25 protein-coding genes are annotated in these 23372 nt (G+C 68.4%); 11 read left to right on the top strand and 14 right to left on the bottom strand.

Annotated features, from left to right (window positions below):
- The first annotated feature begins 62 nt into the window (after positions 1-62).
- From fdxA to ACFVJ5_RS25305, 3 genes are all read left to right on the top strand, one after another.
- Positions 63-386, top strand: coding sequence for a ferredoxin (gene fdxA, locus ACFVJ5_RS25315; protein ID WP_056813450.1), 324 nt, complete (start codon positions 63-65; stop codon positions 384-386).
- 8 nt (positions 387-394) lie between these two features.
- The gene (gene dapC / locus ACFVJ5_RS25310; RefSeq protein ID WP_379223645.1) at positions 395-1498 is read left to right on the top strand and encodes a succinyldiaminopimelate transaminase; all 1104 of its coding nucleotides are present in this window, start codon (positions 395-397) and stop codon (positions 1496-1498) included.
- Positions 1499-1631: 133 nt separating this feature from the next.
- Entirely contained in the window at positions 1632-3254 is a 1623-nt protein-coding gene (locus ACFVJ5_RS25305; RefSeq protein ID WP_379223643.1) for a serine/threonine-protein kinase, read from the top strand.
- A 28-nt stretch (positions 3255-3282) separates the two neighbouring features.
- Here the strand turns inward: ACFVJ5_RS25305 and ACFVJ5_RS25300 are convergent, their stop codons facing one another.
- Positions 3283-3993: a hypothetical protein gene (locus tag ACFVJ5_RS25300; RefSeq protein WP_379223642.1), complete on the bottom strand. Its 711-nt coding sequence runs from the start codon at positions 3991-3993 to the stop codon at positions 3283-3285.
- A 93-nt stretch (positions 3994-4086) separates the two neighbouring features.
- Positions 4087-4938, bottom strand: coding sequence for an oxygenase MpaB family protein (locus ACFVJ5_RS25295; RefSeq protein ID WP_379223640.1), 852 nt, complete (start codon positions 4936-4938; stop codon positions 4087-4089).
- A 125-nt stretch (positions 4939-5063) separates the two neighbouring features.
- Here ACFVJ5_RS25295 and ACFVJ5_RS25290 point away from each other — a divergent pair, with 125 nt between their 5' ends.
- Complete coding sequence (locus ACFVJ5_RS25290; protein ID WP_379223639.1) at positions 5064-6491, top strand: acyl-CoA synthetase; 1428 nt, start codon at positions 5064-5066, stop codon at positions 6489-6491.
- Between the two features lie 19 nt (positions 6492-6510).
- Here ACFVJ5_RS25290 and ACFVJ5_RS25285 read toward each other — a convergent pair whose 3' ends face one another.
- The gene (locus tag ACFVJ5_RS25285) at positions 6511-7182 is read right to left on the bottom strand and encodes a molybdopterin-dependent oxidoreductase (RefSeq protein WP_379223637.1); all 672 of its coding nucleotides are present in this window, start codon (positions 7180-7182) and stop codon (positions 6511-6513) included.
- Between the two features lie 155 nt (positions 7183-7337).
- On the opposite strand from ACFVJ5_RS25285, the gene ACFVJ5_RS25280 reads away from it, so the two are divergent.
- Entirely contained in the window at positions 7338-7727 is a 390-nt protein-coding gene (locus tag ACFVJ5_RS25280; RefSeq protein WP_379223635.1) for a PPOX class F420-dependent oxidoreductase, read from the top strand.
- Here the strand turns inward: ACFVJ5_RS25280 and sigJ are convergent.
- The 4 genes from sigJ to dapD form a co-directional block, all read right to left on the bottom strand.
- Entirely contained in the window at positions 7702-8601 is a 900-nt protein-coding gene (gene sigJ, locus ACFVJ5_RS25275) for an RNA polymerase sigma factor SigJ (RefSeq protein WP_379223634.1), read from the bottom strand. The two genes, ACFVJ5_RS25280 and sigJ, sit on opposite strands and share 26 nt — an antisense overlap.
- The gene (locus ACFVJ5_RS25270) at positions 8577-9656 is read right to left on the bottom strand and encodes an NAD(P)/FAD-dependent oxidoreductase (protein WP_379223632.1); all 1080 of its coding nucleotides are present in this window, start codon (positions 9654-9656) and stop codon (positions 8577-8579) included. Before ACFVJ5_RS25270 ends, sigJ begins: the two co-directional genes overlap by 25 nt.
- A gap of 136 nt (positions 9657-9792) precedes the next feature.
- The gene (locus tag ACFVJ5_RS25265) at positions 9793-10410 is read right to left on the bottom strand and encodes a hypothetical protein (protein WP_379223630.1); all 618 of its coding nucleotides are present in this window, start codon (positions 10408-10410) and stop codon (positions 9793-9795) included.
- A gap of 170 nt (positions 10411-10580) precedes the next feature.
- Positions 10581-11531 (bottom strand): 2,3,4,5-tetrahydropyridine-2,6-dicarboxylate N-succinyltransferase, encoded by a 951-nt coding sequence (gene dapD, locus ACFVJ5_RS25260; RefSeq protein WP_379223628.1) that lies wholly within the window; start codon positions 11529-11531, stop codon positions 10581-10583.
- A 119-nt stretch (positions 11532-11650) separates the two neighbouring features.
- Here dapD and dapE point away from each other — a divergent pair, with 119 nt between their 5' ends.
- A complete protein-coding gene (dapE, locus tag ACFVJ5_RS25255; RefSeq protein WP_379223627.1) occupies positions 11651-12745 on the top strand; it encodes a succinyl-diaminopimelate desuccinylase in 1095 nt (364 codons plus the stop codon).
- A 4-nt stretch (positions 12746-12749) separates the two neighbouring features.
- On the opposite strand, the gene ACFVJ5_RS25250 is transcribed toward dapE, so the two are convergent.
- On the bottom strand, positions 12750-13565 hold the full coding sequence (locus tag ACFVJ5_RS25250; protein WP_379223625.1) for a hypothetical protein: 816 nt from the start codon (positions 13563-13565) through the stop codon (positions 12750-12752).
- A gap of 100 nt (positions 13566-13665) precedes the next feature.
- Between ACFVJ5_RS25250 and ACFVJ5_RS25245 the strand changes: the two genes are divergently transcribed.
- The 5 genes from ACFVJ5_RS25245 (at position 13666) to ACFVJ5_RS25225 (ending at position 18832) form a co-directional block, all read left to right on the top strand.
- A complete protein-coding gene (locus tag ACFVJ5_RS25245) occupies positions 13666-14466 on the top strand; it encodes a TIGR00730 family Rossman fold protein (RefSeq protein WP_378652287.1) in 801 nt (266 codons plus the stop codon).
- Positions 14460-15008, top strand: coding sequence for a TIGR00730 family Rossman fold protein (locus ACFVJ5_RS25240; protein ID WP_379223623.1), 549 nt, complete (start codon positions 14460-14462; stop codon positions 15006-15008). The genes ACFVJ5_RS25245 and ACFVJ5_RS25240 overlap by 7 nt, the downstream gene beginning before the upstream one ends.
- Positions 15009-15019: 11 nt before the next feature.
- Entirely contained in the window at positions 15020-16801 is a 1782-nt protein-coding gene (locus ACFVJ5_RS25235) for a long-chain-acyl-CoA synthetase (protein ID WP_379223621.1), read from the top strand.
- A 124-nt stretch (positions 16802-16925) separates the two neighbouring features.
- Positions 16926-17897 (top strand): dihydropteroate synthase, encoded by a 972-nt coding sequence (gene folP, locus ACFVJ5_RS25230; protein WP_379223619.1) that lies wholly within the window; start codon positions 16926-16928, stop codon positions 17895-17897.
- Positions 17894-18832 carry a glucosyl-3-phosphoglycerate synthase gene (locus tag ACFVJ5_RS25225; RefSeq protein WP_378638247.1) on the top strand — a complete coding sequence of 313 codons (939 nt, stop codon included), beginning with the start codon at positions 17894-17896 and terminating at the stop codon, positions 18830-18832. Before folP ends, ACFVJ5_RS25225 begins: the two co-directional genes overlap by 4 nt.
- A gap of 55 nt (positions 18833-18887) precedes the next feature.
- Here the strand turns inward: ACFVJ5_RS25225 and ACFVJ5_RS25220 are convergent, their stop codons facing one another.
- From ACFVJ5_RS25220 to tatB, 6 genes are all read right to left on the bottom strand, one after another.
- Positions 18888-19334 carry a DUF6640 family protein gene (locus tag ACFVJ5_RS25220; RefSeq protein WP_379223617.1) on the bottom strand — a complete coding sequence of 149 codons (447 nt, stop codon included), beginning with the start codon at positions 19332-19334 and terminating at the stop codon, positions 18888-18890.
- 1 nt (position 19335) lies between these two features.
- The gene (locus ACFVJ5_RS25215) at positions 19336-19929 is read right to left on the bottom strand and encodes a TetR/AcrR family transcriptional regulator (protein ID WP_379223615.1); all 594 of its coding nucleotides are present in this window, start codon (positions 19927-19929) and stop codon (positions 19336-19338) included.
- A 102-nt stretch (positions 19930-20031) separates the two neighbouring features.
- Positions 20032-21111: an XdhC family protein gene (locus tag ACFVJ5_RS25210; protein ID WP_379223613.1), complete on the bottom strand. Its 1080-nt coding sequence runs from the start codon at positions 21109-21111 to the stop codon at positions 20032-20034.
- A gap of 101 nt (positions 21112-21212) precedes the next feature.
- Positions 21213-21779, bottom strand: coding sequence for a hypothetical protein (locus ACFVJ5_RS25205; RefSeq protein ID WP_379223612.1), 567 nt, complete (start codon positions 21777-21779; stop codon positions 21213-21215).
- A gap of 116 nt (positions 21780-21895) precedes the next feature.
- Positions 21896-22753, bottom strand: coding sequence for a hypothetical protein (locus ACFVJ5_RS25200; RefSeq protein ID WP_056813397.1), 858 nt, complete (start codon positions 22751-22753; stop codon positions 21896-21898).
- 191 nt (positions 22754-22944) lie between these two features.
- A complete protein-coding gene (gene tatB, locus ACFVJ5_RS25195; RefSeq protein ID WP_379223610.1) occupies positions 22945-23364 on the bottom strand; it encodes a Sec-independent protein translocase protein TatB in 420 nt (139 codons plus the stop codon).
- Positions 23365-23372: the final 8 nt, after the last annotated feature.

Below are 23372 nucleotides of genomic sequence, written 5' to 3'. Positions count from 1 at the left end.
GTCGGGATAGTGTTTCGTGGGCGGAGTAACCCCGCAGGTGAGGACAGACTAGGAGAACGGCAGTGCCGTACATCATCGCTGAACCGTGCGTTGACGTGAAGGACAAGGCGTGCATCGAGGAATGCCCCGTGGATTGCATCTACGAGGGCGGTCGCATGCTCTACATCCAACCCGACGAGTGCGTGGACTGTGGTGCGTGTGAGCCGGTCTGCCCCGTGGAAGCGATCTTCTACGAGGACGACACTCCGGACCAGTGGAGCGGTTACATCAACGCCAACGTCGACTTCTTCAACGAGCTGGGATCCCCCGGTGGCGCGACCAAGGTCGGTGTGGTCGACTTCGACCCCGCCTTCATCAAGGCGCTGCCCCCGATGGCCGAAGAGTGAGCGCAGGGGTGCCCACCCGTGGGCGGGTGAGCGGCCTGCTGCCCGACTTTCCCTGGGACACCATCGCCGCGGTCAAACAGAAGGCGGCCACCCATCCCGGTGGCCTCGTCGACCTGTCCGTGGGTACACCGGTGGACCCGGTCGATCCGCTGATCCGGGCGGCCTTGGGTTCGGTGGCGGCTGTGCCCGGCTATCCGACCACGCACGGCACCCCTGAGCTGCGCTCCGCCGCCGTCGCCGCGTTGGCGCGCCGGTTCGGCGTCACCGGCGTCGACCCGGCGGCGGTGCTGCCGGTGCTCGGCACGAAAGAGCTCATCGCCGGGCTGCCGCGACTGCTCGGTATCGGCTCCGATGATCTGGTGGTGATCCCCGAGATCGCCTATCCGACCTACGAGGTCGGCGCGCTGCTGGCGGGCGCGAAGCCTTGGCGCGCAGACGGTCTCACCCAGGTCGGCCCGCAGAACCCGGCGCTGATCTTCGTGAACTCGCCCTCGAACCCCACCGGCAAGGTGCTGCCCGTCGAGCACCTGCGCAAGGTGGTGGCGTTCGCCCGCGAGCGCGGCGCGATCGTCGCCTCCGACGAGTGCTACCTGGGCCTGACCTGGGAGGGCGAGGCCGTGTCGATCCTCGACCCGCGCGTCTGCGACGGCGACCACACCGGTCTGCTGGCCATCCACTCCCTGTCGAAGACCTCGAATCTGGCCAGCTACCGCGCCGGATTCCTCGCCGGCGACCCGGAACTGGTGGCCGAGCTGCTCGAGGTGCGCAAGCACTCCGGCATGATCATGCCGTTCCCGATCCAGGCCGCGATGACCGCCGCGCTCAGCGACGACATCCACGAGGCCGAGCAGCGCGAGCGTTACCGCGCCCGTCGCGAGATCCTGCGAAAAGCTCTGGTGCAGGCAGGTTTCCGCATCGACTTCTCCGAAGCCGGTCTGTACCTGTGGGTTACCCGCGGCGAACCCTGCCGCGTCACCCTGGACTGGCTCGCCGAACGCGGAATCCTCGCCGCCCCGGGCGATTTCTACGGTCCCCGTTCGCCCGAACACGTGCGCATCGCCCTCACCGCCACCGACGAACGCATCGCCGAAGCGGCAGCCCGCCTGTCCTGAACACCGCCTCCGTACGAACCGCTGGGCAGATCGCGCCCAGCGGTTCGCGCTGCCTGCGGCTGCCGATATCGTGTGGAGCACAGGGGGCGTGGCTGTCCTGCACAAGACCGAGAGGCACAACGGAATGCACGGGGTGGAGTTCAGTGCAGGCACGGTCTTCGCGGGGTATCGGATCGACCGGCTGCTCGGCCGGGGCGGGATGGGTACCGTCTATCTCGCGGCGCATCCGCGCCTGCCTCGGCAGGTGGCACTGAAACTGCTCAACCGCGAACTGTATTCCGACGACGAGGTCCGTGGGCGGTTCGAGCGTGAGGCGGACGTGTCCGCCCATCTCGATCATCCCGGCATCGTCTCGGTGCTCGACCGTGGCGTCGAAGACAGCCTGATGTGGATCTCCATGCAGTACGTCGACGGTCGCGACGCCTCGGTGTTCCGCGGCGAGCCGCTGGATCCGGCGCGGGCGATCGGGATCATCACGCAGACCGCCGAAGCACTGGATTACGCCCATGATCGCGGCGTGCTGCACCGAGATGTGAAGCCCGCCAACATCCTGCTGGCCCCCAGCCGCTCCGGCGACCGCGTCCTGCTCACCGATTTCGGAATCGCCCGGCTGCGCGGCGACGCCCGCCAGCTCACCCGCACCGGAGCCTTTCTCGCCACCCTCGCCTACGCGTCGCCCGAACAACTCTCGGGCGTTCCGGTCGACCACCGCTCCGACCAGTACTCGCTCGGCTGCACTCTGTTCACCCTGCTCACCGGCCAAAGCCCCTTTCCCGCGGACAATCCCGGTGCGGTGGTCGCCGCCCACCTCACCAAACCGGTACCACGCGCGTCCGCGATGATCGACGATCTGTCGCCCGGAATCGACGCGGTCATCGCGCGGGTCATGGCGAAGGAACCTGCCGAAAGATTCGACAGCTGTGTGGAATTCGCGCAGGCGGCGACGGCGGCGCTGGCCCGCACCGATCTCGTGTCGCCGGGCGTCGGCGGGTTCGGGCCAGCCCGTGCTCGGGAAGTCGGCAGCGCGGCAAGCGATTCCGGTACAGCGCCGCGTCCTTCCGGTCGGGAAGTGTGGTCGGCGGATCCTGCGGCGAATTCGCTGAACCCGACGCTGGTGAGCTCACCCTCCGTGCCGCGGCAGGCCGTGCATCGCGGTGGGGTGCCGGTCGGCCGTGCGCGGTCGCGGCCACCGCGGGCGGTTTCCTCGCGGTGGCGGGTACTCGCGGTGAGTCTGCTCGTGCTGGCCATGGTCGCCGGGGCCGGTGTGATCGGCGTCGGTGCGGTCTACTGGAAGTTCGTGCGCCCGAATCGAGTTCCGCCGCCGCCCACCTGGGGTGCGCACGCGTCGGTGGCCTCGGGATTCACCGATTTGATCCCGTCGGGACCCGCCGGGCGCGGCTGGCGGGAGGCGAACTGTTCGGCGACCCCGTCGCTGGTCGTGCTGCCGGGCGACCCGGCGCCGCTCCAGCAGATCACCTGCACCGACACCGACGGTCTCATCGCGTGGTACACCGAGTACCCCTCCGCCGCCGACGCCGATGCCTACCTTCTGCGGCACGCCACCGAGGACACCTCGCGAGAGCTGCACCACACCAGTCTCGCCGCCTACCGCCCTCGCGACCCCGCCGCGCCGTTCACGCTCGCGGCCAGGCAACGCGGCAATGTGTTCAGTGCGAACTCGGTGGTCGAGGTGTCGTGGCCGGGTCACACCTTCGAGGAAGCCCGCGACAACTGGTGGCAGCAAGCGCCCTTCTGACCCGGGCGGGCCGCACCACGGACCTCTGTCAGTACGCCCCAGCGAGGCGAAGGATCAACGCGGGCAGGGCGTCGAGCACGTCGGCGGACTGGTCGGCCGGGGTGCCGTAGGTGTGCGCGGCGACCGAGAAGCTGGGCCCGAAGGATGCGGAAGCCACCTCGGGGGCGCCCACATCCGACCATCCCCACTTGCTGCCCTGGACGCCGGGCAGCTGGGCGGTGCCCCAGTTCTGGGGAGTGCCGTCGGCGGCGGTGTTGCTCGCACCCGCCATCCACTCGAAGATCGGCGAACCGGCGTCGGTGCGCTGCTTGGCGGCCAGGAACTCGGTGATGTCGGCGGTGCTGGTGCTCGACCGGGCCCAGTCGGAGCTGCCGTGCGTCGCGCGCAATCCGTACTCGCCGGCGGTCGCTTCGATCGCCTCCGGATATTTGCCGGCGAGTTGGGTGGCGGCGCCGTCGTCTGAGTCACGGATCATCCGTTCCGACAGCGCGCGGTCCTGCGGCGAACCGTCGCCGTGGCGCAGCGCGTAATCGGCGAGGTAGAGCTTGGACATCGACAGCGCCGCCCGCGATTCGTGCTCGTTGGCGGTGCCCCAGGCGAATCCGCCTGGCATCCGCAGCGACATGGCGGTTCGCGGCGGCACCGTCGCCGGGTCCTCGTCGGCGTGGGCGGCGGGCGCAGCCGCCATGAGGCCGACGGCGACCGCCGCCGCACACCATGTCACTGTTCGAATGCTCACGAACGTCCTCCGATTCCGCGCGACGGCGTTGCGATCGTGGGGAATGAAACCCGAACGTCGCAGGTCGGCGTGGGAGGCGCGCGGCAATGCCGATCAGATCAGCGGTTTGCCGCGCCGGTTGCGGCGGCGCATGTCGATGAGGGTGACGTTGAAGGGGAAGTTGCGCAGGGGACGTGGCATGTGGCCCGTCACCGTGCCGGTGGTACGCATCATGCGGTTGAGTTTGCGCTCGTCGGCGGGGCTCCACGACAGGCCGAGTTCGTCTCGGAGGTGTTGGGGGAGTAGGCCGGTGGTGAACCAGCGGTGGAAGCGGGCGAAGAACAGGCGCAGGGGCGGGCTGACCATCTTCAGGTCGAGCAGGTCGTCGAAGTAAGCCTTGATCGTGGCATCGACGCTGGTGAGCTTCAGATGCTCGGACCAGTAGGCATCGAAGGCGGCGCGGTCGGCGGGCCACATCTCGCGGGGCACCTGCAGGGTGGTGCCGAGGTAGTGGGCGTAGTCGTAGAAGGTGTCGGCGACGGCGTCGTCGACGGGGCCGTAGAGGCGATGCATCACGTCGACCGAGCCCCAGTACAGGCAGGCGGCCACCCACAGCTGCAGGTTCTTGTCGAAGGCGTTGTACTTCACAGGGCTGGCGGCGGTGGAGTGGACGTGGCGGTGCGCGCCGTTCACGGCGGTGCGGAAGGCCTCGCGGTCCGCGTCGGTGCCCATCAGCGCCACCGACAGGTAGGTGAGCGTGGTTCGGGTGCGCTTCACCGGGTGCTTCATGATGCTGCCGCTGTGCACCGTCGATTCGGCGACGCCGTGGCCGACGGGGGCCAGACTGAGCTGCATGATCACATTGGCGGTCGCGCCGTAGAAGGCCGCGGAACCGTCGACGTAGTCGCGGATGTCGAAGGGTACCGGTTCGGACCGCTGCGAACGCGAGCGCGACAGGATGGTCATCGTTGACCCCGTTTTCGTCGAAGAGAGCATGAGAGACTTGCACGTTTAATGTCTCACCATGTTGTCGGGGTGTCAACGACAGCGGCGGCCGCACGCGCCCGATCGTGTCGCGTTAGCGTTGACGGATGCCCTATGGTCCGCCGCTGCTGCTCGCTTCGCTGAATCCGGCCGCCGTCGCCGCCGGGGATGACATTCCCGACGCCGTCACCATCGATGATGCCACCGTCTCGCGCAGCGATCTGCTGGGTTCGGCGACATCGGTAGCCGAACGCATCGCTCGCGCCGACCGTGTCGCGGTGCTGGCCGAACCGACCCTGCGCACCGTGATCGCCGTGGTCGGCTGCCTGATCGCGGGGGTGACCGTGGTTCCCGTGCCGCCGGACTCGGGCACCGCCGAACGCGAGCACATTCTGTGCGATTCGGGCGCGCAGGCTTGGCTCGGCCCGGCGCCGGAGGGCACGGACCTGCCGGTGGTACCGGTGCGGCTGCACGCCCGGTCGTGGCACACCTACCCCGAACCCGATCCGGCCGCGATCGCCTTCATCCTCTACACCTCGGGAACCACCGGGGCGCCCAAGGGCGTGATGCTCAGCCGCGGCGCCATCGCCGCCGGGCTCGACGCGCTGGCCGAGGCGTGGGCGTGGACGTGGAAAGACACGCTGGTGCACGGGCTTCCGCTGTTCCACGTGCACGGGCTGATCCTCGGGCTGCTCGGGCCGTTGCGGGTCGGCAGTCCGGTGATCCACACCGGCAAGCCGACGCCGGAGGCCTACGCGGCCGCGGGCGGCAGCCTGTATTTCGGGGTGCCGACGGTGTGGTCACGCGTGGTCGAGAAGCCCGAACTGGCCAAGGAGCTGAGCAAGGCGCGCCTGCTCGTCTCGGGCAGCGCGCCGCTGCCGGTGCCGGTGTTCGAGAAGCTGGCAGAGCTCACCGGGCAGCCGCCGGTGGAGCGGTACGGGATGAGCGAAACCATGATCACGCTGTCCACCCGGGCCGACGGAGAGCGCAGGCCCGGCTGGGTCGGCACGCCGGTGCGGGGGGTGGAAACCAGGCTGCGCGACGAAGCGGGCGAGCCCGTCCCGCATGACGGTGCGAGCATCGGTGGCCTGCAGGTTCGCGGACCGATGTTGTTCGACGGGTATCTGAATCGGCCGGAGGCCACCGCGCGGGACTGGACCGAGGACGGATGGTTCCGCACCGGTGACGTAGCTGTCATCGATGCCGACGGATTCCATCGCATCGTCGGGCGCGAGTCCATCGACCTCATCAAATCCGGCGGGTACCGCATCGGCGCGGGGGAGATCGAGACCGCGCTGCTCGGGCATCCGGAGGTCGGCGAGGTCGCCGTGGTCGGGCTGCCCGACGACGATCTCGGGCAGCGGATCGTGGCCTTCGTCGTCGCGCGCGACGGGAGTTCCGACGCGCTCGGAGTCGAGCTGACCGCCTATGTGGGCGAACAGCTTTCGGCCCACAAGCGCCCACGGGAGGTTCGCTTCGTCGACTCGCTCCCGCGCAACGCGATGGGCAAAGTACAGAAGAAACTGCTCGACTGAGGCTGTCCGGCACCGGGATTCACGCAGTTCGTTCGGTACTTCCGCGAGCGCTCATCCGGCGGATCGGCCCGATCAACGCGTGGTAGATCGGCCGAACCACCCGGCCCGGCAGGTAGCGATGGCGCTCTTCCGCCCAGACGCGCGCCCTGCGGTGCGCCGCGAGCGGTGACCACTTGTCCGGGTCGATGGGCTGGGTGGTGTGGAATTCGATGCGGCACAGGTGTTTCGTGTTGACGAACCCGTACTGGCCGGGACTCACCAGCCGGATCGGCGCGCCGTGGTCGCTGGTGAGTGGCTGTCCGTCGAGTCGGTCGGCGATGAGCACATCATCGGCCAGCGCGTCCTCCAGCAGCGCGACCGACTGATACCCGTCGAGCCCCGCGAAGACGACATGGCTGATCGGCCTACCCGGCGCGAGCAGCGGTTCCACGCGCGTGCGATAGAGCGTGGCGAACGGGACGCCCTCCCACCGCAGGTCGGTGGCGGACCAGCCGGCCACGCAGTGGAAGTCGGCCTTCACCTCCACGCGCGGTAGCTCGGCGAGGTCCGCCGTGGTGAGCGTGAACGGTTCCGTCAGCGCCCCGCCGACCTCGATCACCGGGTCCGCGGGAATCGGTGGCGGTGGGTGATGCAGGTGTGTACCGAAACGGGGGAAGCCATCGATCGCGCGTTGACCGGGGGGAAGTGTCATGTCGAACCTCCAGTTATACGGTGCCGTATATTTTTCAGCCTAGCGCGCGGACCGTGCGAGGTCGAGGGGCGAAGCCCGCTCGCGGCTGTGCGTTCGCCCACCTCACCTCCGACGGCCCTTGACCTCGACAGCACTCGAGGTTTTAGCGTCGGTATATGAGCACAACGCTGACACCGGAGCATCTCGCGTACCTCTCGACCCAGCGGCTCGGGCGGCTGGCCACGGTCCGCCCCGACGGCTCGCCGCAGAACAACCCGGTCGGCTTCCGCTACAACGCCGAACTCGGCACCATCGACATCGCGGGCTGGAACCTGGCCGCCTCCAAGAAGTTCCGCAATCTCGCCGACAACGCACAGGTGGCCTTCGTCGTCGACGACATCGCCTCGGTGCGCCCGTGGCGGGTGCGCTGCCTCGAGATCCGCGGCACCGCCGAAGCGCTGACCGGGGTCGAGTCCTACATCGGTGATCAGTCGGACGCGCTCATCCGGATCCACCCCGACCGGGTGATCGCCTTCGGCCTCAGTGCGGAACCCGCACAGCACTGAGCTTTTCGGGGTTGCGCATGGAGTAGATCGCGGTGACCCGACCGTTGGTGACCTCGATGGACGTCACCTGGTCGAGCACGCCGTCGACAGTCGCCAGGATCGTGGGCATCGCGTTGTAGATGCCGAGGTGCGCGCCCAGGACGCCGAGCCGCTGCCCCTTGGCGAGCAACCCGATGACCAGCCGGGCCACCTTGTCCTGGCCGTGCACGGGCCTGCGCACCGCGTTCACCACACCGCCGCCGTCGCCGAGGAACACCACCTCGGGAGCCAGCACATCCATCAGGGCCTGCACATTGCCGGTGGCGGCCGCGATCGAGAACCTCTCCACCACCGACCTGGCCTCGGCGGGTGTGGCGACGGCGGTGTGGCGAGCTGCGTGCACGCGGTCGCGGGCGCGCTGGTTCAGTTGCCGCACAGCGGCTTCGGATTTGTCCACCGCCGCCGCGATCTCCGGGTAGTCGAACGCGAACACCTCGCGCAGCACGAACACCGCCCGCTGCACCGGCGTGAGCGTTTCCAGCACGAGCAGCATCGCCGTGGTCACGGCCTCGCCGGTCAGGACGTGCTCGACCCCGCCGTCCATCTCGGTGGCCAGCGGTTCGGGCAGCCACGGCCCGACGTACTCCTCGCGTCTGCGGGCGGTGGACCGCAGCACGCCCAGCGCCTGACGGGTGACGATCTGCGCGAGGTAGGCGCGCGGGTTGTCGACCATGGTGAGGTCGACCCCGCGCCAGCGCAGGTAGCTGTCGTGCAGGACGTCCTCGGTGTCGACCACCGAGCCGAGGATCTCGTAGGCGATCGAGAACAGCAGCCGCCGGTTCTCGGTGAAGGTGTCCTCGTGCGCCTGGATCACTGTTTCGGGCCGCTGATCCACACGCTGTTGCCGGTGCGGGAGGCGTAGGCGGCATAGCGGCTGATGCGTTCCTTGGCGAACGCCGCGACGGGTCCGCTGATGTACAGCCGCTGCGGAGTGTCTTCGCGGTCGGTCGTCTGCATCAGGCCGTCACGCCTGCCCAGGCTCATGCCCTGGCCGCCGTAGCCCATCGAAAACGGCCGCGGCTCGCGTCCCTTGATCATCCTGGCCAGCGTATCGGCCGCGTGCGCGCCCTGGGGTGCCGCGGTGGCGCACGCCATGCGCATACCGGGGACGGCCGCGCAGTCGCCGACGACGAAGACGCGGGGATCGGTGACGCTGCGCAAGGAGGCGTCGACCAGGGCACGGCCGTCGGTGTCCACCGCGAGTCCGCTGCGGGCGGCCAGTTCGGGCACCGCCGAGATGATCGCCCACAGGGTGAGGTCGGAATCGAGTTCGGCGCCCGAGCCCAGTCGCAGTGTCGTCCCGTCGATCTCGGCGATCCGGTCGGCCACGATCTCCACCTCCCACCGAGCCAGCGTATTGCGGATATGCCGTTGCGCACCGGCCGAGAGCGCGGCGGCGACCGTCTCGCTCACCAGTCGTACGCGCAGGTCGGGACGGGCTTCGGCGATCTCGGTCGTGGTCTCGATCCCGGTCAGCCCACCGCCGATCACCGTGACGATCCCGCCGGCGGGCAGCGCCTCCAGCGCGATTCGTGCCTGTTCGGCACCTTCCCATGTGCCGACCGGAATCGCGCCGGGTAGTGGGTTCGCGATGCTGCCCGCCGCGAGGATCGCGTGATCGAAGTCCAGGCTCCGGCCGTCGTCGAGGGTGACCGCACCGTCGCCGATCTTGTCCACACTCGCGGTCTCGACCGTGATCCCGTCTCTGAGCATCTCGGTGAGCGGCCGGTCCGCGGTCCCGCTGCCCGCGAGTTGTTCGTGCAATCGCACCCGCTCGATGAAGACGCCGCGCGGATTGACCACGGTGATCCGCGTATCAGGGGCCTTGCGGTTCAGCCGATTCGCCGCGACAGTACCCGCGTATCCCGCGCCGATAACCACGATGTTCATCTGTGCCTCCTGCCATGGACTGATGCGTTCGACCATGGGATGCGGCTCGGCGCCCGTTCGTGACGGTGATGTGCGTCACAGCGAAAGGCCCCGTACTCCGCAGAAGTACGAGGCCTTTCCCTATCGCGAGGTCAGATCAGGGCTGACCGGTCGCGAACGCGATCACGGCATCCAGGAATTCCTGGCCACCCATCACGTAGCCGCCGATGACCATGCCGGCCGGGATGGTGAACAGCCACAGGAACGGGAAGAACGCGCCGATGACGCCGCCGATGACGACGCCGGGCAGGTTCTTGTTGACCTGCTCCACGAGCCGGTCGTAGGAGCTGATGTCCTTCAGTTCCGCGATGTTGCTCAGCTTCGCGGAATCCTCGGGCGCCATGGTCGAGGTCAGCTTGACGGTACGGCCGTCCTCGCTGATCTGCTGGTTCACGGCGATCGGCAGGCCTGCGACCTCGGAGCGCAGCGGCGCCTGGTCGACGATGGCGCCGTCGGTGGCCTTCAGCAGCACCGAGGCGCCGTCGGCGGCGACCTCGAACTTGCCGCTGTCGACCGCCCAGGTGACGGTCTTGTCAGCGGGCGAGACCGTGGTCTGGTAGTTGATTCCGTGCGTCACGCCAGAAGTCACGCCCCCCGAAGCCACTACAGCGGGCTGCTCGGTGGCCACCGCGGGCGCACCGTGAGCAGTGGCCGCGGTAATCCCCACCGCAGCGACTGCCATGAAAACAGCAGTAGTGATCTTTCCGAACTTCATTCTTCAATCCCTCCGCTTTTTCGCTGTCCTGATCGGACCAGCGAAACGAAGGTTAGCGTGCGAAATTGCTTGTCGCACATTCAGGTTCATTGTCATGAAACCGCAATATTTGCTGAATTGTTTCTGGTGCCGAGAATTGCCGGGCCGCTCGGCCCGGCAATTCGAGGAGATCAATCGTTGGCGTGCAATGCGGCGTTCAGTTCGACGCCGGTGCCCTTGCGCGGCACGACCTCGACGGCGCCGGTGGTGGAATTGCGACGGAACAGCAGATTGTCCTGACCCGACAGGCTCGCGGCCTTGACGACGGTGCCGTCGGGTCCGGTGACCTTGGTGCCCGCGGTGACGTAGAGGCCCGCCTCGATCACGCAGTCGTTGCCGAGGGAGATGCCCACGCCCGCGTTGGCGCCGAGCAGCGAACGCTCGCCGACCGAGATGACCTGGGTGCCACCGCCGGACAGGGTGCCCATGATGGAGGCGCCGCCGCCCACATCGGAGCCGTCGCCGACCACGACGCCCGCCGAGATACGGCCCTCGACCATCGAGTTGCCGAGAGTGCCCGCGTTGAAGTTGACGAAGCCCTCGTGCATGACGGTGGTACCCGCGGCGAGGTGCGCGCCGAGCCGAACCCGGTCGGCGTCGCCGATGCGCACACCGGAGGGAACCACGTAGTCGACCAGGCGGGGGAACTTGTCGACGCTGAGCACCGTCACCGGGCCGCGGGCGCGCAGCTTCAGGCGGGTCTGCTCGAAGCCCTCGACCGCGCACGGGCCGTGGTTGGTCCACACGACATTGCTGAGCAGGCCGAACTGGCCGTCGAGGTTCAGGCCGTGCGGTCGCACGAGGCGGTGCGAGAGCAGGTGCAGACGCAGGTAGACCTCGTGCGCGTCGACCGGGGCCGCCGACAGGTCCGCGATCGTGGTGCGCACCGCGATCACCTCGACCCCCCGCGCCGCGTCCACGCCGAGGAGTTCGGCGAACTCGGGCACGTCGGCGGCGTCGAGGCGCTGGGAGCCGGTCTCGGTGAACTCGCCCAGCGCGGGGCTGGGGTACCAGGTATCGAGGACGGTCCCGTCCGAGGTCACATTGGCGATACCGACTGCAGTTGCTCCCTGAATACTCACGGACGCTATTTTGCCCGTTCCGGCCGTCGCGGTGTGCCGCGGGCCCTGTGCGTTCGACCACGCGGTCTGCTTCGCCCGGATCTCCGGGATCGGGGCGCACCCGTACTACTGTCGAAGATGTGACTCTCGATTTGCGTGCCGACCCCATCAAGTTGACCGCCGCCCTCGTCGACGTGCCGAGTGTGTCGCGTGACGAGGCCAAGATCGCGGATCTGGTCGAGCAGGCGTTACGGGAGCAGACCACCGGGTTCGAGATTCTGCGGCACGGAAACGTGGTGCTGGCGCGCACGCGGCGCGGGCTGCCGACGAGGGTGATCCTGGCGGGCCATCTGGATACCGTGCCGATCGCGGACAACGTGCCGAGCCGACCGGACGAAGTCGACGGCGAAGCGGTGCTGTTCGGTTGTGGCACAGTCGATATGAAGTCCGGTGATGCGGTATTCCTGCACCTGGCCGCCACGATCGCCGATCCGGCCCATGATTTGACGCTGATCTTCTACGACGGCGAGGAGATCGCCGCGGAGTTCAACGGCCTCGGGCACATCGAGCGGGAATTGCCGGAATGGCTGGAAGGCGACTTAGCGATTCTCGGTGAGCCCTCGGCGGGTTGGATCGAGGCGGGCTGCCAGGGCACGTTGCGGGTGCGCTTGACCACCTCGGGTGTGCGCGCGCATTCGGCGCGAGCGTGGCTGGGGGAGAACGCGATTCACGGTCTCGCTCCGGTGCTGGCGCGGTTGTCGGCCTACGAGGCGCGCGAAGTCGATATCGACGGTTGTGTGTACCGCGAGGGGCTGTCGGCCGTGCGGGTCTCGGGTGGGGTCGCGGGCAATGTGGTGCCCGATGTCGCCGAGGTGGATGTGAACTTCCGTTTCGCCCCCGACCGCAGCGTCGAGCAGGCCGTCGCGCACGTCCGCGAGGTCTTCGACGGGCTCGATATCGCCTTCGAAGTCACCGATTCCTCGCCCGGCGCCCTCCCCGGCCTGACCTCCCCGGCGGCTCGCACGCTCATCGACTCCGTCAACGCCCACGGCGGTGGCGGCGTGCGCGCCAAGTACGGCTGGACCGACGTCTCCCGCTTCGCAGCCCGGGGTATCCCCGCCGTCAACTTCGGCCCCGGTGATCCCAACCTCGCCCACAAGCGCGACGAGCACGTCCCGCTCAGCCAGATCACCGCCGTCACCGCGATGCTGCGGACCTACCTCTCGAAGCCTTAGTCGCTCACCAACCGCCGGCGAACAGGGCGGCCAAGCCGGGCACCGGGTCGGATGCGTTGGTGGTGTTCGCGACGGCGACGACGACCATGATCAGCGCGAGCACCGCCGAGAAGGTGCCGAACACGGCGAGCACGCGGCGGGAGCGCCGGTCGGCGGACCGGACGGCGGCACGCCACAGGACGGCGCACGCTCCGACGAGGGAAACGGCAGTGACGGCGGCGAGCGCGGCCATCGCGACGTGATACCGAGCGAACGCCTCGACCATCACCTCCAGCGGGGGTATCCGCGTGCCGTCGGCCAACCGCTGGTCGACCTGGGCGAGGACCGTGGTGGGGGCATCGTCGCCCGTCAACAGGGGCAACAGTGAGGCGAAGGGCGTCACCGCGCCCTGCACATTCGCGAGCACCAGCACCAGCGAGCACAGCGCCAGCACCGCGGCGACGCCACCCGACGCCGCGAGCGTCACCCGCTGACCGCGTCCGGCCGCACCCGCCGCCAGGAACGCCCGCCAGAGCCGCACCGCCAGTGCGACGAGCACGGCCAGCAGCATCGCCGCGAGCACCGCCTTGGCGAGGTGATAGCGGAACCAATAGTCGACCACCGCCGCCAGCTCGGCGGGGAAGCTCCGGGTCCCGGTCTGCCAGTACTCGACGAAGGCCGAGCGGAACCCTCGCCGCAGATCGCTCTCGTCGCGGAAGCCGGCGCCCGTACCGTTCGCCAGCAGGCGCGGAGCGACAACGAACGCGGCGATCAACGCACCGGCCAGGGCGACCAGCGCCGCGAGAACGCGACCGGAACGCGCCGGAACTGCAAGGGACACGGAAATCCTTCGGCTCGATCGAGTGCGCGGGGTGGCCGTGGCCCGGCCGATCCACCAAGTGCGCGCCCGTGCTCGGATTCCAACACAGTAGGTTGGGTTCATGTCTACCGATTCCGCTGATGAACAGGTTGGGAAGGCCAAGCCGAAGTTCCGTGGGCCGGTGATGTTCCGCCGGGAGCGCAAGCCCGGCGTGCGGACCGCCGACCGGAACCTGCTCGATACGCGGCAGGACAGCGAGTGGGTGCACACCGATCCGTGGCGGGTGCTGCGGATCCAGGCCGAGTTCGTCGAGGGTTTTGGTGCGCTCGCGGAGATTCCGCGCGCGGTGACGGTGTTCGGCTCGGCGCGTACGGGTCCCGATCATCCCGAGTACGTGGCGGGCAAGGCGATCGGCACCGCGCTCAGCGAAGCCGGTTTCGCGGTGATCACCGGTGGCGGGCCCGGCGCGATGGAAGCGGCCAACCGTGGCTGTTCGGAGGCGGGCGGTTACTCGATCGGGCTCGGCATCGAGCTGCCGTTCGAGCAGGGGCTCAACAACTGGGTGGATCTGGGGATCAACTTCCGGTACTTCTTCGTCCGCAAGACGATGTTCGTGAAGTACTCCCAGGCCTTCGTCTGCCTGCCCGGTGGCTTCGGCACTCTCGACGAATTGTTCGAGGCGCTCACCCTGGTGCAGACCCGCAAGATCACCCGGTTCCCGATCATCCTGTTCGGGGTCGACTACTGGTCGGGCCTGGTCGACTGGTTGCGCAGTTCGCTGGCGGGCTCGGGCAAGATCTCGCCCGAGGATCTCGATCTGATCCAGCTCACCGACAGCGTCGACGAGGTCGTGCGGATCATCCAGGGCGAGACCGGCGACCACGCGAACATCGAGCGTCTCGGCACCGAGGATCAATGGTGAGCTATTCCGTCTGTGTCTACTGCTCCGCCAGCACCACCGATCCCGACCTGATCAGCCTCGCCGCGCGAGTCGGCACCGAAATCGCCCGGCGCGGCTGGCAATTGGTCTCCGGCGGTGGTCACGTGTCGATGATGGGCGCGGTCGCGACCGCGGCGAGGGCCGGCGGCGCGCACACCATCGGCGTGATCCCGAAACACCTGGTGCACAAGGAAGTCGCCGATGTCGACGCCGACGAACTGCTCGTCACCGACACCATGCGCCAGCGCAAACAGCTGATGGAAGCGCGCGCCGACGCGTTCCTCACCCTGCCGGGCGGCATCGGGACACTCGAGGAACTGTTCGAGACCTGGACCGGCGGCTACCTCGGCGAACACGCCAAACCCGTGGTCCTGCTGAACGCGAACGGCTTCTACGACGGCCTGTTCCGCTGGATCGATGAACTGTCCGAACGCACAATTGTGCCGAGGCAGGCGCGTGAGCGCCTCATCGTGGCCACCGACCTGCCCACCGCGTTCGCCGCGCTCGAACCGGCCGCACAGTAGGAGAGATCGACGTGAGCAAAGACGCCCGCGACACGGTAAGCGTGTTCGACCTGGCCAAAGCCCTGCCCGCAATGGCACTCGACGCCCCCGGCATGCTGCGCAACGCGCGCGGAATGCTGGTGGGGCCCAAGGACAAAGCCTCCATCGGCCTGTACTTCCAGCGGGTCGCGCACCGCAGACCCGATCGCGTGTTCCTGCGTTTCGAGGGCCGCTCCTACACCTACCGCGCCGCCAACGGCGAGGTGAACCGTTACGCCGCGGTGCTGTCCGCGCGCGGGGTTTCCCGTGGCGATGTGGTCGGTGTGCTGATGACCAACCGGCCCGAGACCTTGTTCACGGTGCTGGCCGTGCTCAAACTCGGCGCCACGGTCGGTCTGCTCAACTACAACCAGCGCGATCAGGTCCTCGCCCACAGCATCGGCCTGCTCGGCAGCGTGCTCGACGTCGTCGGCGCGGAGTGCGCCGAGGCGCTGGAATCGCTGCCGGAGCCGGCGGCGAACGTGCTCACCGCCGAGGAACTGGCCGAATCCGCCCGCACCGCGCCCGATTCCGATCCCGCCGTGTGCGAGCGGGTGCGGGCGGGGGAGCGGGCGTTCCTGATCTTCACCTCCGGCACCACCGGCCTGCCCAAGGCCAGCGTGATGACCCACCAGCGCTGGACCAAGAGCATGTCCGGGCTCGGCGGCCTCGGCGTCCGGCTGCGCGCCGACGACGCCCTGTACTGCTGCCTGCCGCTCTATCACAACAACGCGCTCACGGTCGCGCTGTCGGCGGTGCTCGCCGGCGAATCGACCTATGTGCTCAGCCGCAAGTTCTCGGCGTCGGGGTTCTGGGACGAGATCGCACGCGAACGGGCCACCGCGTTCATCTACATCGGTGAGCTGTGCCGATACCTGATCAACCAGCCGGTGCGGCCTGCCGAGAAGGGCAACCGGGTCCGGCTGGCCGTCGGCAACGGGCTGCGACCCGAACTGTGGGACGAGTTCCGGCGCCGGTTCGGGATCAGCCGGGTGGTCGAGTTCTACGGGTCCAGCGAGGCGCCGCTGGCGTTCGTCAACGCGTTCGGCGTCGACCGCACCGCCGGGCTGTGCCCGCTGCCGTACGCGGTGGTGGAGTACGACGACGAAACCGGCCATGCCCGGCGCGGTCGTGACGGGAAGCTGCGCCGGGTGCGGTCCGGCGGGGTGGGGCTGCTGCTGGCGAAAGTGAACAACCGTCAGCCGTTCGACGGGTACACCGACAAGAAGGCGTCGGAGTCCAAGCTGGTGCGCGACGGCTTCAAGAAGGGCGACTGCTGGTTCGACACCGGCGACCTGGTCCGCGATCAGCACTTCTGGCACATCGCGTTCGTCGACCGACTCGGCGACACCTTCCGTTGGAAGGGCGAGAACGTGGCGACCACGGAGGTCGAGGGCGCGCTCGGGCACAACGAGAGCATCGAACAGGCCGTTGTCTACGGTGTCGACATCCCCGGCACCGACGGAAAGGCGGGCATGGCCGCGATCACCCTCGCCGCCGATGCCTCGTTCGACGGGAAGGCACTGGCCGCCACCGCCTACGGGCGCCTGCCGCTGTACGCGGTCCCGCTGTACGTGCGGGTGGTCCAGGAGCTGGAACAGACCTCGACGTTCAAGAGCCGGAAGGTGGAACTGCGCAAGCAGGGCTACACACCAGATCCGGACAGCCTGCTGTATGTGCTGTCCGGCCCGACAGATGGCTACATCCCCGCTTACGACGAATACGCGGCTGACGTTGCCGCCGGCAAAGCCCCGAGGCAGCAAGGTAACGTCTGATTTCGCATGAACATGGGTAACTCACCGGGGACCGGCACACCGAGCCACCGCCTGTCCGCAGGTCGCCAACGCGAATTTCGACCACTCGAGTCTGGCCAGGAGTCGCGGAGGGGCGGAAAAGCACATGGGTAACTCGTCGGGTACGCCCGGACCCCGACCAGAGAACGAACCGCCTGCCCGGAGCATCAGCAGTCGCGGTCCCGAGTTGTCGGCGGAAGCCTCGGGGAGGCGGAACGAGCGGACCCTGTGCGGGCGCGAGGTGGCGACGGATCGCGCGTTGGTGATGGCGATCGTGAATCGCACGCCGGACTCGTTCTACGACCGTGGTGCCACGTTCAGCGACGAGGCCGCGATGGAACGGGTCTCGCGCGCGGTCGACGAGGGCGCCGATCTGGTCGACATCGGCGGGGTGAAGGCCGGGCCGGGCGTCACCGTCGACGCGGCCGAGGAAACGCAGCGGGTGGTGCCGTTCGTCGCGGCGATCCGGGCGAAGTACCCCGACCTGTTGATCAGTGTGGATACCTGGCGTGGTGACGTCGCGCGGGCGGCCGTCGCCGTGGGTGCCGACCTGATCAACGACACCTGGGCCGGAGCCGACCCCGAGCTCGTGCACGTCGCCGCCGAAACGGGCGCGGGCATCGTCTGCAGCCACACCGGTGGCGCCGTGCCGCGCACCCGTCCGCACCGTGTTCGGTATGCCGATGTGGTGGCCGAGGTGACCGCGACGGTGGTCGCCGCGGCCGAGAACGCCGCGGCCGCGGGGGTGCGAGCCGATGGCATCGTGATCGATCCCACCCATGATTTCGGGAAAAACACCTATCACGGGCTCGAGTTGTTGCGTGGAATCGACGGTCTTGTAAAAACCGGATGGCCAGTCCTGATGGCACTGAGCAACAAGGATTTTATCGGGGAGACTCTAGGGGTAGGTCTTACCGAAAGGGTCGAGGGCACACTGGCGGCAACCGCATGGTCGGCCGCCGCGGGCGCTCGGATCTTCCGGGTTCACGAAGTCGCCGAAACCCGGCGGGTCGTGGACATGATCGCCGCGATCCAGGGCATCCGGCCCCCCGCACGAACTCTGCGAGGTCTGGCATGAAAATCCAACACCGCGAGCCCGCCTGGGCCACTACCCACACATGGGACACCCCTGATTGGACGGTCGGCGAACTCGTCGCCGCCAAGGAGGGCCGCACCGTTTCGGTGGTGCTGCCCGCGCTGAACGAACAGGACACCGTCGCCGATGTCGTGGCCAGCATCCGGCCGCTGCTCGGCACGCTCGTCGACGAATTGATCGTGCTGGACTCCGGGTCCACCGACGCCACCGCCGAACGCGCACGCGCGGCGGGCGCCGAGGTGATCTCGCGCGAGGAGGCCGTTCCCGAACTCGACCCGGTCCCCGGCAAGGGCGAGGTGCTGTGGCGGTCGCTGGCGGCCACCACCGGCGACCTGATCGCCTTCGTCGACTCCGACCTGATCGATCCCGACCCAGCCTTCGTGCCCAAGCTCCTCGGCCCGCTGCTGATGATGCAGGGCACCCACCTGTCCAAGGCCTACTACCGCCGTCCGTTACGCCAGGGCGAGTCGGTCGACGCCAACGGCGGCGGCCGCGTCACCGAACTCGTCGCCCGCCCCCTGCTGGCCGCTCTTCGCCCCGAACTGGCCCAGGTCCTCCAGCCGCTGGGCGGTGAATACGCGGGCACCCGTGAACTGCTCACATCGGTCCCGTTCGCTCCCGGCTACGGCGTCGAGATCGGTCTGCTCCTCGACACCTACGACGCGATGGGCCTCGACGCCATCACCCAGGTGAACCTCGGCGTCCGCACCCACCGCAACCGCCCGCTCGCCGACCTGGGCGTCATGAGCCGCCAGATCCTCGGCACCGCTCTGCGCCGCAGCGGCGTTCCCGACTCCGGCGCGCCCCTCACCCAATTCCCGCTGATCGAAGGTGAATTCATCGCCCACACCACCACGGTCTCCCTCGAAGACCGCCCCCCGATGAAAACCCTTCGCCCCGAACAAGTCGCGGCGTAATCGTCCACCTCGGGCGTCGCCTCGGTCGGCAGACCGGTGCGGCGCCCGAGGCGTGTCAGCCCCGATGACGCGCGCTGAGCGCGCCGGCGAGGGCCAGCAGCGCCAACAGGATCACCGCCAGCAGCACCTGCGGGTGCAGACCGATGACCGTGGTGCCGGCGAACTCCGGATCGTGAACGGCGGTGCCGGGAAACAGCATTGCCGCCAGCAGACCGAGCCACGGCGTGGCCAGGATCGCGCAGGCCGTCCACAGGCGGGACCGGGTTGCGCCGTTGCCCCGGAGCAGCAGTGTCAACGCGAGCACACCGAGCAGGATCGACATGGCGATGTACTGGGCATCGTGGAATTTCGCGTGCGGCGGCCACGCCTCGTTGCGCAGGTGCTGTGCCGCACTCGCCGGAATGATGAAATCCGCTAGCAGAGCGCCGAATACGGTGATGACCGCGACGAGCACGGCGAGAACACGCGGGGCGGAGAGGTTTCTGGAGACGACGGTCGTCATGTCACGAGGTTCCTTGCTGACGTGGGTGTTTCGAGGAGTGGGCGCGCAGGAAGTCGTCGAGGACATCACGCACATAGTCGAGGTCGAAAGTCCGGTTGGCGACCAGGCGACGGAAGAACAGCGGACCGTGCAGCTGATCGACCGCGAGGTCGACATCGAGTTCGGCGGGCAGATCGCCGCGGGCGACGGCCTCGGTCAAGGTCGTGCGCACCGCCCGGGTTCCCGACCGGTACAGCGCCTCCTTGACCTCCGCGAATTTCGGGTCGACAGCGGCCCTTTCGATCATCACCCGCATGCCCTGCTCGGTCGCCGGTTCGTGCAGCATCGCGCGCGTGGCCGCCAGTTCGGTCAGCAGGTCGGCGCGCAGCACCCCGGTCGGCTCCGGCTGCGCGAGGGTGATGTGCCGGGTCAAGGTGGCGCGAACCAGATCGGTCGGCTCCGGCCAGAGCCGGTACAGGGTGGCCCGGCTGATCCCGCTGCGCGCCGCGACGGCGCCGTGTGTCAGCCCGGCCAATCCCTGCTCGATCAAGAGTTCACGGGCCGATGCGAGCGCGGCATCGCGACTGCGCACTGTTCGTGGGTCGGGTGGTCGCACCTCACTCCTTCCGGACAATCTGTTTCAGAACTTTGAAACAAACTGTATCGAAATTGTCCGCGGATGAACAGATGCCGGGTTGTTCGAGTTCTCGAGGCGCCGCTAGTTCGGTCGGCGGTGGATGGGGCCGTCGAGGTTCGCCAGAGGTTGGGCCGTGGTGTTTCCCCGGTCGGCGAGGATCTGGGCGAGGATGGAGACGGCGGTTTCCTCGGGGGTGTCGGCGGCCAGGTCGAGGCCGAGAGGGCTGCGGACGCGGGCTGTTTCGGCGGCGGTGAGGCCGGCATCGCGGAGGCGTGCAGTGCGTTCGGCGTGCGCCCGGCGTGAGCCGAGTGCGCCGATGAATCCGACGGCCGGCAGGCGCAGGGCCGAAGCCAGCAGGGGGACATCGAATTTCGGGTCGTGGGTGAGGACGCAGACCACCGTGCGGTCGTCGATGCGGCCCGCGTCGTGTTCCGCTTCGAGGTAGCGATGCGGCCAGTCGACGACCACCTCGTCGGCTGCCGGGAAACGGGTTGGGGTGGTGAAGGTTTCGCGGGCGTCGACGACGGTGACGTGGTAACCCAGGTTCGTCGCGGCGACGGTCAGTGCTCGGGTGTAGTCGTTGGCGCCGGCCAGGATCATCCGGGCGGGCGAGCGGAAGACCTGCACGAAGGTGCGGGGGCGCTCGGCTTGGGCCGGGGTGCAGTCCTGGGCACCGACGAGGCCGTTGTGGCCTGCGGTGAGGAGGGCGGCGGCATCGTGATCGAGGCCGCGCCATGGCGGGCGATCGCCGGGATGCAGGAGTTTTCGATCGGGGGCCGACTCGAGGGTGGTGGCGTAGGCGACCGGGTGGTGCGCGTCGAGCGCGGCGTGGAGTGCGCGCAGTGTGGGCAGGTCGGTGCGATCGAGGCGTTCGACGAAGACTTCGATCTCGCCACCGCACGGCAGGCCGACGGTGAGTTCATCGGCGGCGGCGAATCGCTCGCGGGTGGCGTGGCCGTCGAGGAGAACCTGGTGGGCAGTGGTGAGAACCGCCGATTCGACGCAGCCGCCGGACAGCGAGCCGAGGACCCGTCCGTCTTCGGTGACCACCATCGCGGCACCGGTTTCGCGCGGCCCCGCACCGGTCCGGTCGACGATCCTGGCCAGCGCGAGGGCCTGATCGGGGAGCAATTCGAGCACCTGCCCGAGCAGATCACGCATCGCGCACCGGCCTCTCCACGATCACCGTCCAGGCGTTGTGACCGTGCTGACCAGCCTAGCTATCTCCGGGCATGCTCGCGCGGCGAGCGGCCGGGGAGTCGTCAGTCGAGGATCTCGCGCTGCTGCAGGCCGCTCGGCACCGCACCGGTGTGGAAGAAGTCGCGGAAGATCTCCACCGCGTTGTCGGCGGTGAACACCTCTTCCGGGTATACGTAGGTGTCCTCGTCGCCGTGCGGGAGGTAGACGGTCGGCAGGCCGAGCCGTCCGCCGGTTAGGCCGAGGGTGAAGCGCCGGGTGACGTGATCGACCGTCCTGCGCAGCTGCAGCGTCATCGCGTCCGCCGAGCCGACGCAGCCGAGCGCGAGATCGCCGCGCGCCGAACTCACCGATGTGGTGACCTCGGTGGCGGGCACCGGTTCGGGCAGCACGGTCATATCGAGCGCGTAGCGCTGATGGCCGTCCATCCGGCGCAGGGGACGCAAAAAGCTGTCCACGTCCTCGTGCGGGCCGATGAAGACCTTCAGGCGGTCGCTGTAGGTGACGCGATGGGTGGTGACAATGACGTCGCCGGTGGTCGGCTCCGCGTCGAAGGGCGGAACGGGCCTTGGGTGGCCTGTCGCGTGCACGGGCAGAACCCGGCATGCGCTGGCCTCGGGAGACGAGAACATCTGATGCTCACCTACTCACACTCGGTTACTCGCTAGCAATCTAACCATCGCGGGCGACTTGTGATCCATAACAGTACAGTGATGCAGATCACCAAGCACGGCGAGTTTAGATCAACCTATGGACGAACCCGGGTCGTAGCCAACTTTGGGTCTGTTTCATGGCGGTATACCGGGGTGAGGAGATCCGCATCAACCGGTTCGCCGGTTGCGCGGTCGTACCGGACTGCGATGAGAACCGAGAACAGATGACTGCTCGCACGCTCGTGCAGGGTCGCCAACCGGGTTGCCAGCAATCGGATCGCACCCAGCGAGCCGGGCGGATGCAGCCCGTCGATCAGCATGATGCTGCCGCGGCGGTCGGGCCGGGGCAGTCGGGCGAGGTAGGCGATGTCGTGGGGTTCGGTGCCGCCCGGCCGGTACACCCGGCGCGCGGCCCTGTCCTCGATGCCGCGCCGGGTATCGCCCGCACGGGTGACGGTGCGGCGCAGGCGGGGATCGGCCACCACCAGCTGACGCAGGCTCGGCGAGAGCTCGGGCCCGCCGAGGATCACCAGCCCGTCGCGATTGAGGTCGATCGGCCTGCCCGGCATGAACGTCTCGACGTTCGCGGCGAAGCCGAGCTGTCGCAGGAGCTCGGCCAGACGTTGGGCGGCTTGTGGGTCGGGTGCGCCGAGCAGCCTGCCGGAGCGCACCTCGGGGGCGAGCACGGTGAGCGTGCCGTGCCCGAAGAACAGTCCCTCCGGCACGGGGCCCTGGGTGCTCACCTGGTGGATGCGCGCACGCGACAATCCGGCGGCGGCACCGATCCGGGCGAACGTCCAGCCGTCGGCATGGAGTTCTCGGATCACGGCTCGCCGGATCCTCGTTAGTTCGTTGATGGTCTGCTGTGCAGCCGCCACCCCGTCGGTGGCTGCTTTGAGTCTCTCGACCTTGTCTTCGATCGCGAAAACTCGTGCCACGTCATCGGCCGACATGTGCGAAGTCTAGACAGCTCGACAGCGTTGTGTGTCTATAACGGTTGACATCGAACTGTCTTGCGAGACAACGGTCTCGGGCGCGGATTGTCGGCAAATCACAGAGGGGCGAGGTCGCCGCCGCAGTGTTCGCTCGGCGCGACCTCGTAGCAAATGCCGACCGTGCGGTGTGTTCCCTGGTCCGGAGCGTGCTAGGTCGCGTCGTAGTCGACCGGGGGGCGCTCGTTGCGCTCCAGCGACTTCTGCGGCTCGGGCTTCGACGGGGTGCCGGGCATGCCGCTACTGGTGCCGAACAGTTGCTGCTTGTCGGGCACCGCGCTCTCCAGATCGCGCAGCACCGAATCGTCGCCGCCCAGCAGGTGCTTGGTGACCACGGCCCGCGGACTCATCCCGCGCAGCTCGTTCAGCTCCGCGAGCGGCTTGCGCAGGTCGTCGAACTCCGGCCCGAGTTCCTGCTTCAGCTGGGAGGTGGCGCCGCTGGCGTAGTCACGCGCCTGGCGCAGCGCCCCCGTGGTCCAGCGGACGGCGCCGGGCAGTCGCTCCGGGCCGAGGATCACGAGGGCGGCGACGAGCAGGATCATCATCTCGCTCCACCCGATGTTGCTGAACACGGATCCAG

This window comes from Nocardia sp. NPDC127606 (assembly GCF_042671725.1).
Classification (GTDB): Bacteria; Actinomycetota; Actinomycetes; order Mycobacteriales; family Mycobacteriaceae; genus Nocardia.
The sequence above is the reverse complement of the archived record's forward strand: the minus strand, read 5'-3'. Positions and strand labels throughout refer to the sequence as shown.

Excerpts from the sequence above, each read along its gene's own strand:
- ACFVJ5_RS25295 (WP_379223640.1), bottom strand. The coding sequence starts at position 4,938 with ATGACCATCCTGTCGCGCTCGCGTTCGCAGCGGTCCGAACCGGTACCC.
- ACFVJ5_RS25220 (WP_379223617.1), bottom strand. The coding sequence starts at position 19,334 with ATGACGACCGTCGTCTCCAGAAACCTCTCCGCCCCGCGTGTTCTCGCC.
- ACFVJ5_RS25240 (WP_379223623.1), top strand. The coding sequence starts at position 14,460 with ATGGTGAGCTATTCCGTCTGTGTCTACTGCTCCGCCAGCACCACCGAT.
- ACFVJ5_RS25245 (WP_378652287.1), top strand. The coding sequence starts at position 13,666 with ATGTCTACCGATTCCGCTGATGAACAGGTTGGGAAGGCCAAGCCGAAG.
- ACFVJ5_RS25265 (WP_379223630.1), bottom strand. The coding sequence starts at position 10,410 with ATGAAGTTCGGAAAGATCACTACTGCTGTTTTCATGGCAGTCGCTGCG.
- ACFVJ5_RS25290 (WP_379223639.1), top strand. The coding sequence starts at position 5,064 with ATGCCCTATGGTCCGCCGCTGCTGCTCGCTTCGCTGAATCCGGCCGCC.
- ACFVJ5_RS25270 (WP_379223632.1), bottom strand. The coding sequence starts at position 9,656 with ATGAACATCGTGGTTATCGGCGCGGGATACGCGGGTACTGTCGCGGCG.
- ACFVJ5_RS25285 (WP_379223637.1), bottom strand. The coding sequence starts at position 7,182 with ATGACACTTCCCCCCGGTCAACGCGCGATCGATGGCTTCCCCCGTTTC.
- folP (WP_379223619.1), top strand. The coding sequence starts at position 16,926 with ATGGGTAACTCGTCGGGTACGCCCGGACCCCGACCAGAGAACGAACCG.
- ACFVJ5_RS25280 (WP_379223635.1), top strand. The coding sequence starts at position 7,338 with ATGAGCACAACGCTGACACCGGAGCATCTCGCGTACCTCTCGACCCAG.
- ACFVJ5_RS25210 (WP_379223613.1), bottom strand. The coding sequence starts at position 21,111 with ATGCGTGATCTGCTCGGGCAGGTGCTCGAATTGCTCCCCGATCAGGCC.
- ACFVJ5_RS25225 (WP_378638247.1), top strand. The coding sequence starts at position 17,894 with ATGAAAATCCAACACCGCGAGCCCGCCTGGGCCACTACCCACACATGG.
- ACFVJ5_RS25205 (WP_379223612.1), bottom strand. The coding sequence starts at position 21,779 with ATGTTCTCGTCTCCCGAGGCCAGCGCATGCCGGGTTCTGCCCGTGCAC.
- ACFVJ5_RS25200 (WP_056813397.1), bottom strand. The coding sequence starts at position 22,753 with ATGTCGGCCGATGACGTGGCACGAGTTTTCGCGATCGAAGACAAGGTC.